14 protein-coding genes are annotated in these 14,705 nt (G+C 61.5%); all 14 read left to right on the top strand.

Going from position 1 to position 14,705, the window contains the following annotated elements; genetic code table 11:
- Window positions 1-123 precede the first annotated feature (123 nt).
- Entirely contained in the window at window positions 124-960 is an 837-nt protein-coding gene (locus BUA36_RS02620) for a protein phosphatase CheZ (RefSeq protein WP_072781086.1), read from the top strand.
- The gene (locus tag BUA36_RS02615) at window positions 960-2,867 is read left to right on the top strand and encodes a chemotaxis protein CheA (protein ID WP_072781084.1); all 1,908 of its coding nucleotides are present in this window, start codon (window positions 960-962) and stop codon (window positions 2,865-2,867) included. The genes BUA36_RS02620 and BUA36_RS02615 overlap by 1 nt, the downstream gene beginning before the upstream one ends.
- A gap of 197 nt (window positions 2,868-3,064) precedes the next feature.
- Entirely contained in the window at window positions 3,065-4,468 is a 1,404-nt protein-coding gene (gene leuC, locus BUA36_RS02610; protein ID WP_072781082.1) for a 3-isopropylmalate dehydratase large subunit, read from the top strand.
- 45 nt (window positions 4,469-4,513) lie between these two features.
- Window positions 4,514-4,639, top strand: a complete 126-nt coding sequence (locus BUA36_RS02605; RefSeq protein WP_072781081.1) for an entericidin A/B family lipoprotein — start codon at window positions 4,514-4,516, stop codon at window positions 4,637-4,639.
- 39 nt (window positions 4,640-4,678) lie between these two features.
- Window positions 4,679-5,326: a 3-isopropylmalate dehydratase small subunit gene (gene leuD / locus BUA36_RS02600; RefSeq protein WP_072781079.1), complete on the top strand. Its 648-nt coding sequence runs from the start codon at window positions 4,679-4,681 to the stop codon at window positions 5,324-5,326.
- Between the two features lie 12 nt (window positions 5,327-5,338).
- The gene (leuB, locus tag BUA36_RS02595) at window positions 5,339-6,406 is read left to right on the top strand and encodes a 3-isopropylmalate dehydrogenase (RefSeq protein WP_072781078.1); all 1,068 of its coding nucleotides are present in this window, start codon (window positions 5,339-5,341) and stop codon (window positions 6,404-6,406) included.
- 24 nt (window positions 6,407-6,430) lie between these two features.
- Window positions 6,431-7,558, top strand: a complete 1,128-nt coding sequence (gene asd / locus BUA36_RS02590; protein ID WP_072781076.1) for an aspartate-semialdehyde dehydrogenase — start codon at window positions 6,431-6,433, stop codon at window positions 7,556-7,558.
- A 196-nt stretch (window positions 7,559-7,754) separates the two neighbouring features.
- On the top strand, window positions 7,755-10,448 hold the full coding sequence (locus BUA36_RS02585) for a motility hub landmark protein FimV (RefSeq protein ID WP_072781075.1): 2,694 nt from the start codon (window positions 7,755-7,757) through the stop codon (window positions 10,446-10,448).
- A gap of 51 nt (window positions 10,449-10,499) precedes the next feature.
- Entirely contained in the window at window positions 10,500-11,303 is an 804-nt protein-coding gene (truA, locus tag BUA36_RS02580; RefSeq protein WP_072781073.1) for a tRNA pseudouridine(38-40) synthase TruA, read from the top strand.
- A gap of 10 nt (window positions 11,304-11,313) precedes the next feature.
- On the top strand, window positions 11,314-12,012 hold the full coding sequence (locus BUA36_RS02575) for a phosphoribosylanthranilate isomerase (RefSeq protein WP_072781072.1): 699 nt from the start codon (window positions 11,314-11,316) through the stop codon (window positions 12,010-12,012).
- Window positions 11,990-13,210, top strand: a complete 1,221-nt coding sequence (gene trpB, locus BUA36_RS02570; RefSeq protein WP_072781070.1) for a tryptophan synthase subunit beta — start codon at window positions 11,990-11,992, stop codon at window positions 13,208-13,210. The genes BUA36_RS02575 and trpB overlap by 23 nt, the downstream gene beginning before the upstream one ends.
- Before the next feature lie 10 nt (window positions 13,211-13,220).
- Window positions 13,221-14,018 (top strand): tryptophan synthase subunit alpha, encoded by a 798-nt coding sequence (gene trpA, locus BUA36_RS02565; protein WP_072781069.1) that lies wholly within the window; start codon window positions 13,221-13,223, stop codon window positions 14,016-14,018.
- Window positions 14,019-14,087: 69 nt separating this feature from the next.
- Complete coding sequence (locus BUA36_RS02560) at window positions 14,088-14,363, top strand: BrnT family toxin (protein ID WP_072781067.1); 276 nt, start codon at window positions 14,088-14,090, stop codon at window positions 14,361-14,363.
- Between the two features lies 1 nt (window position 14,364).
- Entirely contained in the window at window positions 14,365-14,640 is a 276-nt protein-coding gene (locus tag BUA36_RS02555) for a hypothetical protein (RefSeq protein ID WP_072781066.1), read from the top strand.
- The last annotated feature ends 65 nt before the right edge of the window (window positions 14,641-14,705 follow it).

The following is a 14,705-nucleotide window of genomic DNA, read 5'->3' as shown; positions in this document are numbered from 1 at the left end:
TTTTTGCACCAAAGCACTACTTTTGTGTCGCGCGGCTTACTTCCTTGTTCTATCCAATGTTAGTATCTCCAAATACAGCTAGTTTAGGGCAGCAAATTTACCAAATATGGAGAAGCAGGGATTATGACTAACGCCGCTGACGATTTCGACGCATTATTTGAAGAAGTGTCCGCTCAGAGCAAAGCAGCTGCGCCCGCTCCAGCGCCAGCACCCGCGCCGGCCGCCGCTGCGGAAGATGATCTGGAAAGTCTGTTTGAAGAAGTCGCTGCGGCCCGCCCGCCCGATGCGGCCGCCGCCGAGCCTGCGCCGGCGCCCGCCGCTGCCGCCGAAGCCGGTGGCGAGGAAGAGGATGGCAATGTCGACAAGGGCCAGATGTTCGAACGTCTGGGCGGGATTGTGCGCCTGCTGCACGATTCGTTGCGTGAACTGGGCTACGACAAGGCGCTGACCGAAGCCGCCACCCAGATCAGCGACGCCCAGGACCGCCTCGAATACGTGGCCTCGCTGACCGAACAGGCCGCCAACAAGGTGCTCAACACCCTGGACGAAGGCATGCCGGAACAGGACGTGCTGTCGAAACAATCCAAAGACATGGAAAACCGCTGGGCCGACCTGTTCGCCGGCAAGCTGAGCCTGGAACAGTTCAAGCAGCTGGCCGGCGATTCGCAAAAGTTCGCGGTGGCCGTCTCGGCGGCCACGGAAGCGGAAAAAGCCCGCCTGCTGGACATCATGATGGCGCAGGACTTCCAGGACATCACGGGCCAGCTGATCAAGAAAGTGGTGCACATCACCAAAACGGTGGAATCCGAACTGGCGCAGCTGCTGAAAGACAATGCGCCGCCTAGCGTCAAGGAAAAAATTGCGCAAAAAGAAGTATCTCTGATGCAGGGCCCCTCGGCGCCGACCGTTGCGCTGAGCCAGGATAGTGTTGACGACCTTCTTGCCGATCTGGGGTTCTAATGGACGATATGCTGAGGGATTTCGTCGTCGAGGCGATGGATCTGGCGGTCAATGTAGAAGAGCATCTGCTGCGGCTCGAACGTGACCCGGACAATAAAGAGACACTCAATGCAGTGTTCCGTTCGTTCCACACCATCAAGGGCGGCGCCGGTTTCATGGGCCTGCCAGCGATGGTGACGGCTTGTCACCTGACCGAAAACCTGTTTGATGCGCTGCGCACCGGAGCCGCACCGGTGACGCCGCTGTCGATCGAGGCCGCGCTGCAAGCATCGGGCTTTGTCGCCGACCAGCTGGCTGAACTGAACAACGGCGCCGAGCCGGACAGCCTGCCCGCGCTGCCGAAAGACCTGGAAACCCTGCTCAACGACGCCATCGCCGGCAAGACCGACACCGCGCCAGCCAAGGCCGCCGCACCAGCGCCGGCCCCGGCAGCTGCTGCACCGGCGCCGGCGCCAGCTGCTGCGGCAACGCCGGCCGCCGTTTCCTCGCCGGATGGCCTGGACTGGGAAGGCATGTACGAAGTCGTGATGCCGGCGGGCAGCTATACCCGTTCCGCGCCAGCACCGGTTGCCGCTGCGCCGGCACAGGTCGCCGCCGCTGCACCGGCAACGGTTGCGCCGAGCTCGGCCGAGATTGCCGCCGTCGCTGCGGAAGTCAAAGTAGCGCCGTCTGCCAAGCGCGAAGTGGCCGAGAAAAGGGAAGAACGTCCACAATCCGCACCCGCCAAGGAAGAATCGATCCGTATCGACGCCGTCAAGCTCGATGCGCTGCTGGAAGTGGCGGGCGAATCCGTGCAGGCCGCCAACCAGGCTGCCGTGCTGCTGGAACGCCTGATGCAGTTCAAGTTTGAAGGCCAGGCGCAGACGCTGATGTCGACGCTGGCGGAAACGCTGGAACGCGCCTCGCGCTACTCGACCGAACTGCAACGCGCCACGCTGGCGACCCGCATGCAGCCAGTTGGCCGCCTGTTCCAGAAGTTCCCACGCCTGGTGCGCGAACTGGCCAAGGATCTGGGCAAGGAAGTCGATCTGAACATCGAAGGTGCGGAGACCGAAGTCGACCGCGTGGTGGTCGATTCGCTGTACGATCCGCTGGTGCACATGCTGCGCAATTCGCTGGACCACGGCGTCGAAACGCCGGAAGAGCGCGCGATTGCCGGCAAGCCGATCAAGTCCTTCATCCAGCTCAAGGCATGGCAGGAAGCCAACAGCGTCATGATCGTGCTGCAGGATGACGGCAAGGGCATGGACCCGGTCAAGCTGCGCGCGAAGGCGCTGCAGAAAGGCCTGATCTCCGAATCGGCGCAGTTATCCACCGACGACTGCCTGCAGCTGGTATTCTTGCCAGGGTTCTCGACCAAGGAAGTGGCGTCCAGCGTGTCCGGCCGCGGTGTCGGCATGGACGTGGTGAAGACCGCCGTGGAGAAAAACCGTGGCGCCATCCAGATCGAGTCCGAGCTGGGCAAGGGCACCAAGTTCTCCATCCGCCTGCCGATCGAGCTGTCGATCGTGCCGACCATGCTGGTCTCGACCTCGGGCGCTGCACTGGCGCTGCCGATGGCCGTGGTACAGCGCGTGGTCGAGCTGCCGGAAGTGTTCATGGAAGTTGGCGGCGCACCGGTGCTGAAAGATCAGGGCCGTCCGCTGCCAGTGCGTTCGCTGGCCGATTCGCTGGGCTACGAGAGCTGCCGCGAGAAGGTGGGCATTGTTGTCTCGGCACCACAGCCGTACATCCTGGCCGTGGAAGCGGTGGATGGCACTGCTGACCTGGTGATTAAACCGATGACCGCGATTACCGTCGAGGGCATTACCGGCACGGCGCGCTCTGCAGAGGGCGAGCTGGTGCTAGTGGTAGGCCTATCGTTCCTAATGGACGGTTGTCGAGGTAGTGTACGCATGGCGGCCTGAGTCGGTAGACTCGGGTCAGAAGACCAAAAAGCCTGCGTTCACGCAGGCTTTTTTTTCGCAGTAAAGAACAAGGGGTCATACCAAGTGAATCGGTATGCAGAAGGCGTCGGGCTCATGAGGCTGGACCGCGGTGGCTGCTATTGCATTGCACAATATGGCATAATCAAGTTGGATAATAGTAGCAGTACGTAAAAAACATCATGAAGACGCTTTACGACAAACTCTGGGAATCCCACGTGGTCCGTACCGAAGAAGACGGCACGACCATCCTCTACATTGATCGCCACCTGGTGCATGAAGTGACCAGCCCGCAGGCATTTGACGGCCTGCGCGCCGCCAATCGCCAGCCATGGCGGCTGTCCGCCAACCTGGCGGTGGCCGACCACAACGTGCCAACCACCTCGCGCGCCGAAGGCATTGCCGATCCGGTTTCGCGCCTGCAGGTTGAAACGCTGGACAAGAACGCCAAGTCCTACGGCCTGACCTATTTCAACATGAACGACAAGCGCCAGGGGATCGTCCATGTGATCGGCCCTGAGCAGGGCGCGACCTTGCCGGGCATGACCGTGGTCTGCGGCGACTCGCACACTTCGACCCACGGCGCGTTTGGCGCGTTGGCGCATGGCATCGGCACCTCGGAAGTGGAGCATGTGCTGGCGACCCAGACCCTGCTGCAAAAGAAATCCAAGGCCATGCTGGTGCAGGTTGACGGCGTGCTGCCGGACGGCGTCACCGCGAAAGACATCGTGCTGGCCATCATCGGCAGGATCGGCACCGCAGGCGGCACCGGCTACTGTATTGAATTCGGCGGTTCGGCCATCCGTGCGCTGTCGATGGAAGGCCGTATGACGGTCTGCAATATGGCGATTGAAGCGGGCGCCCGCGCCGGCATCATCGGCGTCGACGACACCACCATCAACTACGTCAAAGGCCGTCCGTTCTCGCCGGCCGGTCCGCACTGGGATCTGGCCGTCAACTACTGGCGCACGCTGCACACCGACGCGGGCGCCAAGTTCGACCTCGTCGTCACGCTCAACGCTGCCGACATCAAGCCGCAGGTCACCTGGGGCACGTCGCCTGAAATGGTGCTGCCGGTCGACGGCCGCGTGCCGGACCCGGACCACGAAAAAGACAGCGTCAAGCGCAGCGCCATCGAGAAGGCACTGGTGTATATGGACCTGAAGCCCAACACCGCCATCGAAGACATCCGCATCGACAAGGTGTTCATCGGTTCCTGCACCAACTCGCGCATTGAAGACTTGCGTGCCGCCGCCGCCGTGGTGCGTGGCAAGCAGCGCGCCTCCAACGTCAAGCTGGCGCTGGTGGTCCCGGGCTCGGGCCTGGTCAAAGAGCAGGCGGAACGCGAAGGGCTGGACCAGATCTTCAAGGCCGCCGGCTTCGAATGGCGCGAGCCGGGCTGCTCGATGTGCCTGGCCATGAACGCCGACCGTCTGGAACCGGGCGAGCGCTGCGCGTCGACCTCCAACCGTAACTTCGAAGGCCGTCAAGGCCAGGGCGGCCGCACCCATCTGGTGTCGCCGGCCATGGCAGCGGCAGCCGGGATCGCCGGCCACTTCGTCGACGTCCGCACACTGCACTGAATTTTAAAAGCGGCTGAGGCGCCGCACTGAAACTAGGAAAACATCATGAAAAAGATCTTCGCACTGACCATTATCGCTACCTTCATCCTGACCGGCTGCAACACCATTTCCGGCATGGGCAAGGACATCCAAAAAGCGGGGCAGGCAGTGCAGGGCGCCTCAGGCCATTAAAGAACCGGCGGGCCAGGCGCCCGTCCACAAAATACGATCATGGAAAAATTTACCATTTACGAAGGTTTGGTTGCGCCGCTGGATCGCGCGAATGTCGACACCGACGCCATCATCCCGAAGCAGTTCCTGAAGTCCATCCACCGCACCGGCTTTGGCCCCAACCTGTTTGACGAGTGGCGCTATCTCGATCACGGCGAACCGGGCATGGACAACAGCAATCGTCCACTGAATCCAGACTTCGTGCTGAACGAGCCGCGCTATCAGGGCGCCTCGATCCTGCTGACCCGCAAGAACTTCGGCTGCGGCTCCTCGCGCGAGCATGCGCCCTGGGCACTGGACCAGTACGGCTTCCGCGCCATCGTTGCGCCATCGTTTGCCGACATCTTCTTCAACAACTGTTTCAAGAGCGGCTTGCTGCCCATCGTATTAACTGAAGCGCAGATCGATCATCTGTTCAATGAAGTCAAGGCCTTCCCCGGATACAAGCTGGTGGTGGATCTTGAGCAGCAGCGCATTTCCACCAGCAACGGCAGTCTCTCCTACCCATTCGAGATCGACGCCTTCCGCAAATACTGCCTGATGAACGGGCTTGACGATATCGGCCTGACGCTGCGCCACGCCGACACCATCCGTGGATTCGAAGAGCGCCATCTGGCAAACCAACCCTGGTTGGCTAACGTCATCTAAAGAAAACAACTCATGAAAATTGCAATCCTCCCGGGCGATGGCATCGGTCCGGAAATCGTCACCCAAGCGGTCAAGGTACTGAACGCGCTGGGCGAAAAATTTGAGATGGAAACCGCCCCGGTCGGCGGCGCTGGCTACGAAGCCAGCGGCCATCCGCTGCCGGACGCCACGCTCAAGCTGGCCAAGGACGCGGACGCCGTGCTGTTTGGCGCCGTCGGCGACTGGAAGTACGACACGCTGGATCGTCCGCTGCGTCCTGAGCAGGCGATCCTGGGCCTGCGCAAGAACCTGGGCCTGTTCGGCAATCTGCGTCCGGCCATCCTGTACCCGGAACTGGCGGGCGCCTCGACGCTGAAGCCGGAAGTGGTGTCGGGCCTGGACATCCTGATCGTGCGCGAACTGACCGGCGATATTTACTTCGGCCAGCCGCGCGGCGTGCGCGAGTGCCCCGACGGTCCGTTCAAGGGCCAGCGCGAAGGCTTCGACACCATGCGCTATGCGGAAGGCGAAATCCGCCGCATCGCCCACGTGGCGTTCCAGGCAGCGCAAAAACGCGGCAAGCGCCTGACCTCGGTGGACAAGGCCAATGTGCTGGAGACCTTCCAGTTCTGGAAAGACATCGTCACCGACGTCCACAAGGAATACCCGGACGTGGCGCTGGACCATATGTACGTGGATAACGCCGCGATGCAGCTGGTGCGCGCGCCGAAGAAGTTTGACGTCATCGTCACCGGCAATATGTTTGGCGACATCCTGTCGGACGCGGCGGCCATGCTGACCGGTTCGATCGGCATGCTGCCATCGGCATCGCTGGATGCCAACAACAAGGGCCTGTACGAACCATCGCACGGCTCGGCGCCGGACATCGCCGGCAAAGGCATCGCCAATCCGCTGGCCACCATCCTGTCGGCCGCCATGATGCTGCGCTTCTCGCTGAACAAGGTTGAGCAGGCCGACCGCATCGAAAGCGCCGTCAAGAAAGTGCTGGCCCAAGGCCTGCGCACCGCCGACATCTATGAAGCGGGCACCACCAAGGTCGGTACCGAAGAGATGGGCAACGCGGTCGTCGCGGCACTGTAACGCATTACACACAAAGGAAGAAAAATGAAACTCGTAGGTCTGGTAGGTTGGCGCGGCATGGTGGGGTCGGTCCTGATGCAACGCATGCAGGAAGAGGGCGATTTCGCTCACATCGAACCAGTGTTCTTCACCACTTCTAATCCGGGCGGCAATGCGCCAGCCATGGCCAAGAATGAAACCAAGCTGAAAAGCGCCACCGATATCGACGAACTCAAGAAATGCGAAATCATCATTTCGTGCCAGGGCGGCGACTACACCACCGAAGTGTTCCCGAAACTGCGCGCGGCCGGCTGGAACGGCTACTGGATCGATGCGGCGTCGACGCTGCGCATGGAAAAAGACGCGGTCATCGTGCTGGATCCGGTCAATATGCACGTCATCAAGGACGCGCTGGGCAAGGGCGTGAAGAACTTCATCGGTGGTAACTGCACCGTGTCGTGCATGCTGATCGGCCTGGGCGGCCTGTTCCAGCAAGGCCTGGTCGAGTGGATGACCTCGATGACCTACCAGGCAGCTTCGGGCGGCGGCGCGCAGCATATGCGGGAACTGCTGACCCAGTTCGGCACCATCAACGGCGCCGTCAAGCCGCTGCTGGACGATCCTGCTTCAGCCATCCTGGAAATCGACCGTCAGGTGCTGGCGACCCAGCATGGCCTGTCGGCGGAAGAGATCAAGCAGTTCGGCGCGCCGCTGGCTGGCAACCTGATCCCCTGGATCGACAAGGATCTGGGCAATGGCCAGTCGAAGGAAGAGTGGAAAGCTGGCGCCGAGACCAACAAGATCCTGGGCCTGGGCGCCGACTTCGGCTCGAAATCGATTCCGGTCGATGGCCTGTGCGTGCGTATCGGCGCCATGCGCTGCCACTCGCAAGCGCTGACCATCAAGCTGACCAAGGATGTGCCGCTGGATGAAATCACCGACATCATTGCATCGGCCAATCAATGGTCGAAAGTGGTGCCGAATACGCGTGAAGCATCGGTCAAGGATCTGTCGCCAGCGGCCGTGACCGGCAGCCTGACGATCCCGGTGGGCCGTCTGCGCAAGATGAGCATGGGTCCGGATTACCTGTCGGCGTTCACGGTGGGCGACCAGCTGCTGTGGGGCGCGGCCGAACCGCTGCGCCGCATGCTGCGCATCGTGCTGGACCAGTAAACCCGCAAAACGTGGCACGGCCGTTCAGGCTGCTCCATCGTGGTAAGAGAAGGGGTTTTTCCTATGTGTTCTCATAGGGGAAACCCCTTTTGTTGGTTTACAGTGGTGCAAAGCTTGCATGCTCCTAAGCATGATGTTATGTTGGTATATCCGGGAAAGTAACATTTTCTCTCTGACAATCATAAAAACACCCACTATGCCTGTACAAAATCGCCCCATTGTTTCGTTCGCGCTGAAGACACTCACCAGCGCGGTTGCCAGCGCCGTGTTGTTGGCCGCGTCAGCAAATGCGGCGGGACTGGGCAAGCTGACTGTCCTGTCGTCGCTGGGCCAGCCACTGCGGGCGGAAATCGAACTGACTGCAGTGACCCCGGAGGAAGCCAGCGCGCTGGTCGCCAGGCTGGCGCCGGCCGATGCCTTCCGCTCGGCCAATATCGATTTCAACCCGGCGCTGATGTCGCTGCGTTTTGAAGTCGAGCCGCGCAACGGCAAACAGGTCATCAAAGTCAGCTCCAGCCAGCCGATCAACGAACCGTTCGTTGACATGCTGCTGGAACTGAACTGGAACGGCGGCCGCATGGTCCGCGAATACACCTTCCTGCTGGACCCGCCAGACCTGCGCGCCACGCAAGCGCCACAAGTGACGGCGCCGGTCGATGTCGCCAACCGTGCCGCAGCGCCCGCTGCTGGAGCATCGGCTGCAAACCCGGCAGCGCCACAGGCACAAGCGCCGGCTGCCGCGCCATCACGCAAGCCAGCGGCGCCGGTCAAGCAGGCGGCTAGCGAGTACACCGTCAAGCAGGGCGATAATCTGACCCGCATCGCCAACCAGGTCAAGCCGGTCGATGTGTCGCTGGACATGATGCTGGTGGCGCTGTACCGCGCCAATCCGGAAGCCTTCAGCGGCAACAATATGAACCGCCTGAAATCGGGCCAGATCCTTGCCGTGCCGGACGCTGACGCCATCCGCGCTGTGGGCGGTGACGAAGCGCGCGGCGTGGTCGTCGCGCATGCTACCGATTTCAACGCCTACCGCGCCAAGCTGGCCGGCCAGGTCGCTGCCAGCACGCCGGCCAAGGAAGCGGATGCGTCGCAGAACGTCTCAGGCAAAATTACCGCCAAGGTAGAAGAGAAGCCGAATGCCGCCAACACCGCCAAGGACAAGCTGACGCTGTCCAAGGCCACCACCGCCGCGCCTCAGCAAGGCAAGACCGGCCAGGCAGCGGAAGAGGACAAGATCGCCAAGCAGAAGCAGGTGGATGAAGCGGCCGCCCGCGTCAAGGAGCTGGAAAAGAACGTCAGCGACCTTGAGAAGCTGATGACCGTCAAGAACAAGGCCGCTACCGAGGTCAAGCCGCCGCCAGCTTCGGCATCGGCATCAGCTTCGGCTTCGATGGCGGCGGAAGCGCCGCCTGCCGAACACAAGCCCAAGCGCACGCTGGTGCTGCCGCCGAAGAAACTGGCCGAGCCGAGCTTCTTTGAAGTCCTGATGGACAACATCAACTACGTGGGCGCGGCCGCTGCGGCCTTGCTGCTGGGCGCGGTGGGTATCATGGCATCGCGCCGTCGCAAGAAATTCATCGTGCCGCCTGATGAGGCGTCGATTCTCGGCGATACCGCGTTGCCGCCACCACAGCCGCTGATCGCTGATGCCGGTGGCCAGAGCGTGGACACCAACAACAGCGTATTCAATTCCAATTTCGCACCATCGGCCAGCCAGCTGGACACCAATGAGGTGGATCCTGTGGCGGAAGCCGACGTCTACATCGCCTACGGCCGCGATGCGCAGGCGGAAGAAATTCTCAAAGAAGCACTGCGCACCCATCCGGAGCGCCATGCTGTGCGCCTGAAACTGCTGGAAATCTACGTCGCCCGCAAGGACGCGCGCGCGTTTGAAACCCAGGCCTCCGAACTATACTCGCTGACCCGTGGCCAGGGCGACGAGTGGGCGCAGGTCGCCGCCATGGGGCAGGCGCTGGATCCTGCCAACCCTCTCTACACCGAGGGCAAAGACGGCGGCAATACGGCGTTTGATACGGCCCCGGTCACCACGGCAGCCGTGGCGGGTGCTGCTGCGGCCGCCGCCGCGTCGGACTTCGGCAGTGATTTCAATACCTACACGCCAGCTGAAGCCGCTGCACCGTCGGCACTGGATCTGGACCTGAGCCAGGATGCTGCTCCAGCTCCAGCTGCGGAGCCGCTGGACTTTGGCGCCGATCTGGACACCGCGCTGCCGCAGGCGGCCGATGCTTCGGTATCGCCTGCCTCGGTGGCGGCGGAGTCGGACAACCTGATGGACTTTGACCTGGGCGGTTTGAACTTCGAACCGGTCGAAGCGCCCGCGCCTGCGATTGAAATGCCAGCCCCACCGGCGCCGATCAATGATATGGACCTGGATTTCGGCCTGGATCTGCCGGCAAGGCCGGCCGTGGAAACCGCCAAGCCTGCGGAAGTATCCGATCCGCTGGATCTGGACCTGGCCGGCTTTGACATCCCGGAAGTGCCTGCCTTCACCGAGCCACCTAAAGTGGACACGCCGGCGATGGACTTCGACACCGCGCTGGATCTGCCGGGCGAGGTGGAGCACATCACGCCAGCGCCTGCCCCGGCGGCGCCGGACTTTGACCTGTCCAGCATCGATCTGGACCTCAGCGACGCGCTGGGCGGCGATACCGCTGCGGCGCTGGAAGCGCCCGCCGCACCGGCCCCCGCCAACAACGAGCCGCTGTCCGCCCATCACATGGAAATGGATACCAAGCTGGACCTGGCCATCGCCTATCAGGAAATCGGCGACAAGGAAGGTGCGCGCGAGCTGCTCGATGAAGTGCTGCGCGGCGGCAATCCCGACCAGGTGGTCAAGGCCAACGATATGAAGGCCAAGCTGGGCTGAAAGCGTGCCGTTATATAATGGCTGACTCAGACATTATAAGATTGGGCAGTAGTGAAACGGATCGCAATAGGGCTCCAGTACGACGGCCAGGCCTGGCACGGCTACCAGAAGCAGGAACACGGCCTCACCGTACAAGATAAACTGGAGCAGGCACTGCTGGAGTTCGCGACAGTGCCGCTGGCCACCACGTGCGCCGGCCGTACGGACGCCGGCGTCCACGCTGCCGAGCAGGTGGTGCATTTCGATACCGACTTGAACCGCATGCCGCATGCCTGGGTACGCGGCGTGAATGCCTTCCTGCCGCCGTCAATCGGGGTGCGCTGGGCCAAGGTGCTGGACGGTGACCCGGCCGTCGAGAACTTCTTCCATGCCCGCTTCAGCGCCCAGGCGCGTACCTATCACTACGTCCTGCACAACCACCAGGTGCGCTCTGCGCTGCTCAATGGCCGTGCCGGTTTCTACCACCACCCGCTGGATGTGGAGCGCATGCAGGAGGCGGTCAAGCCGCTGATCGGCACGCATGACTTCACCAGCTTCCGCGCGGCGTACTGCCAGGCCAAGTCGCCGGTCAAGCTGATGCACGACATTCAGATCCGCCGCCAGGGCGACCTGATCATCTTTACGCTGAAAGCCAATGCCTTCCTGCACCACATGGTGCGCAACCTGGTGGGCTCGCTGGTCTACATCGGCCAGGGGCGTGAGGATGTCCACTGGATGGGCGAGCTGCTGGCCGCGAAAAACCGCCAGGTGGCCGCGCCGACCTTCATGCCGGACGGCCTCTACCTGGCCAAAATTGACTACGATGAAAAATGGGGCCTGCCGCAGGAAGCGGTGAGCCAGATGCCCTGGTTCTAAAGGATAGACGATGCCACGCACCCGTATCAAAATCTGCGGCCTGACCCGTGAGGAAGACATCCAGGCCGTGGTGGCCGCAGGCGCCGATGCGATCGGTTTCGTGTTCTATCCCAAAAGCCCGCGCTATGTGACGCCACAGCGCGCCGCCGAGCTGATGCGCGTGGTGCCGCCATTCATCAGCACGGTGGGCCTGTTTGTGAATGCCTCGCCGGAAGAAGTGGCGGCTGCCGTGCGCATCGCGCCCTTGTCTTTGCTGCAACTGCACGGCGATGAAACCGTGGAGCAGGCTGCGGCCATTGGCGCGGCGGCCGGACGACAGTTCATGAAGGTGTTCCGCGTCAAACCTGACACGCGCCCGGATGAACTGCTAGAATACGAGCAGGCAAACCGCGCCGCCAGTCCATTCTTTACCAGCCTGTTGCTGGATACTTATGTGGACGCCTACGGTGGCGCAGGAAAGGGTTTTGATTGGTCTCTCGTTCCAAAAGATCTCGCGCCTCGGGTCGTTTTAAGTGGTGGCTTGAGCGTACACAACGCGACTGACGCGGTGGTCGATGTACGTCCCTACGCGGTAGACATCAGCTCTGGTGTTGAAGCGTCCAAGGGAATCAAGGATGCGCGCAAGATCGCCGACTTTGTCGCGGCGGTGCGCGCAGGAGATACCATTTTAGAAAGCGAAACCCATCATGAAAGCGCTGTTCCACGCTAAAGATTACGCATTACCTGACGCCAAAGGTCACTTTGGCCCTTACGGCGGCAGCTTTGTCGCCGAGACCCTCACGTACGCGCTGGCCGAGCTCAACGAAGCTTATGCGCGCTACAGCAAAGATCCCGAATTCCTTGACGAGTTCCGTTACGAGCTCAAGCACTTCGTCGGCCGGCCGTCGCCGATTTATCACGCCAAGCGCTGGTCCGAGCTGGCCGGCGGCGCGCAGATTTACTTCAAGCGCGAAGACCTGAACCATACGGGCGCGCACAAGATCAACAACGTGATCGGCCAGGCCTTGCTGGCCAAGCGCATGGGCAAGCCGCGCATCATCGCCGAGACGGGCGCTGGCCAGCACGGCGTCGCGACCGCGACCATCTGCGCGCGCTTTGGCCTGGAATGCGTGGTCTACATGGGCAGCGAAGACGTCAAGCGCCAGGCGCAGAACGTCTACCGCATGAAGCTGCTGGGCGCCACGGTGGTGCCGGTGGAGTCCGGTTCCAAGACGCTGAAAGATGCTTTGAACGAAGCGATGCGCGATTGGGTGACCAATATCGAAAACACCTTTTACATCATCGGCACGGTGGCCGGTCCGCATCCTTACCCAATGCTGGTGCGCGACTTCCAGTCGGTGATCGGTGAAGAGTGCCTGGTGCAGATGCCGGAAATGACCGGCCGCCAGCCGGATTACGTGGTGGCCTGTATCGGTGGCGGTTCCAACGCCATGGGCATTTTCTATCCCTACATTGACGAGACCGGCACGCGCCTGGTTGGTGTGGAAGCGGCGGGCGAGGGGCTGGATGGCGACAAGCATGCCGCGTCGCTGACCAAGGGCTACCCGGGTGTTTTGCATGGCAACCGCACCTATCTGCTGCAGGACGAAAATGGCCAGATCATCGAGACGCATTCGGTCTCGGCGGGCCTGGATTATCCGGGTGTCGGCCCGGAGCACGCCTACCTGAAGGATAGTGGCCGTGCCGAGTACGTCTCGATCACGGATGAAGAAGCGCTGCAAGCCTTCCACGATTGCTGCCATATCGAGGGCATCATTCCTGCGCTGGAGTCGTCGCACGCGCTGGCCTACGCGGCCAAGCTGGCGGCCACGCTGCCGAAGGATAAAATTGTGTTGGCCAACCTGTCGGGCCGGGGTGACAAGGACATGCATACGGTCGCAGAGCGTATGGGTCTGAACTTCAACTAAGGAAACCGACATGTCCAAAATCGCAGCAACCTTCAGCGCCTTGAAAGCGCAAAACAAAACCGCGCTCGTCACCTTTATCACGGCCGGTGATCCTGCGCCTGAGCTGACCGTGCCGCTGATGCATGCACTGGTCGCTGGCGGCGCCGATATCCTGGAACTGGGCGTGCCGTTTTCCGATCCGATGGCGGAAGGCCCGGTGATCCAGCGCGCGTGCGAGCGGGCGCTGGCCCATGGCGTCGGCATCAAGCACGTGTTTGGCTACGTGGCCGAGTTCCGCAAGACCAACCAGATTACGCCGGTGGTACTGATGGGCTATGCCAATCCGATCGAACGTATCGGCCCGGAAGCCTTCATCGAGCAGTCGAAGGCGGCGGGCGCGGATGGCGCCATCGTGGTCGACTATCCGCCGGAAGAGTGCGAGGCGTTTGCCGCCGCCATGCGTGCGGCCGAGCTTGACCTGATCTTCCTGCTGGCGCCGACCTCGACCGAGCAGCGCATCGCGCAGGTCGCCAAGGTTGGGGGCGGCTTCAGCTACTATGTCTCGCTGAAGGGCGTGACGGGGGCGGGCAATATCGACACCGTCGACGTGGCCAACCGCCTGCAGGCGATCCGCAAGCATGTGAAGCTGCCGATCGGCGTTGGCTTTGGCATCCGCGACGGCGCCACCGCGCGCGCCGTGGCCGAAGTGGCCGATGCGGTCGTGATCGGCAGCCGCATCATCCAGGAAATTGAAACCGCCGGCAAAGACCACGCCGTCGCTGCCGTTCAAGCCTTCACCACCACCATCCGCACCGCCCTCGACGCCTGACGTCACGCAAATCCCGACTGCTCACCTTGATACATAGTCAAGTACTCGCTATGTTGAAAGGGAGCGGTCGTGTGCTTCGAATGGGATCCCCGTAAAGCTAGACTCAACTTGCGCACTCATGGCGTAAGCTTTGAAGAAGCTTCAACGGTCTTTGATGACCCGCGTGGCGGATTGCGTTTCGACCTGAGTCACTCTGATTTGGAAGATCGGTTCCTTCAACTTGGCCGCAGCAGTCAGGACCGTTTGCTTCTGGTCAGTCATTGCTATCGGAATGGCAAGGTGCGCATTATCTCGGCACCTAAGGTCTTGCCCATTGAGGAAATTGAATATTTTAGAGGTGACTAAAATGCGTAAAGAGGAGCAGCACGGCGGATGGATGCCGAATCCATATTTTGAGCAGTTGAGTGAGGAAATTACTTTCAGGCTTGATTTCCGCTCCATCGAGTATTTTGAAGCGCTGGGTCGGCCGTACGGCTTGCCGGCGCAAGATATGATAGGCATGTATCTACGGCACATGGCTGGATCTGGCTATAAAGCCAACCTTGGTATTCTGACCCTGAAAGAACGCGAAGAGCTCAGGAAAACGCTGGAGGCTGAGGGCACGCTCCCTCGGACGGCGTAGTGGTTTCCCTCTAAACGCCCCGGTTGGTCATGACGAATGCTCAAAATTATTGTAAGGCAATGTTC

This window comes from Duganella sacchari (assembly GCF_900143065.1).
Taxonomy (GTDB): domain Bacteria; phylum Pseudomonadota; class Gammaproteobacteria; order Burkholderiales; family Burkholderiaceae_D; genus Rugamonas; species Rugamonas sacchari.
The sequence above is the reverse complement of the archived record's forward strand: the minus strand, read 5'-3'. Positions and strand labels throughout refer to the sequence as shown.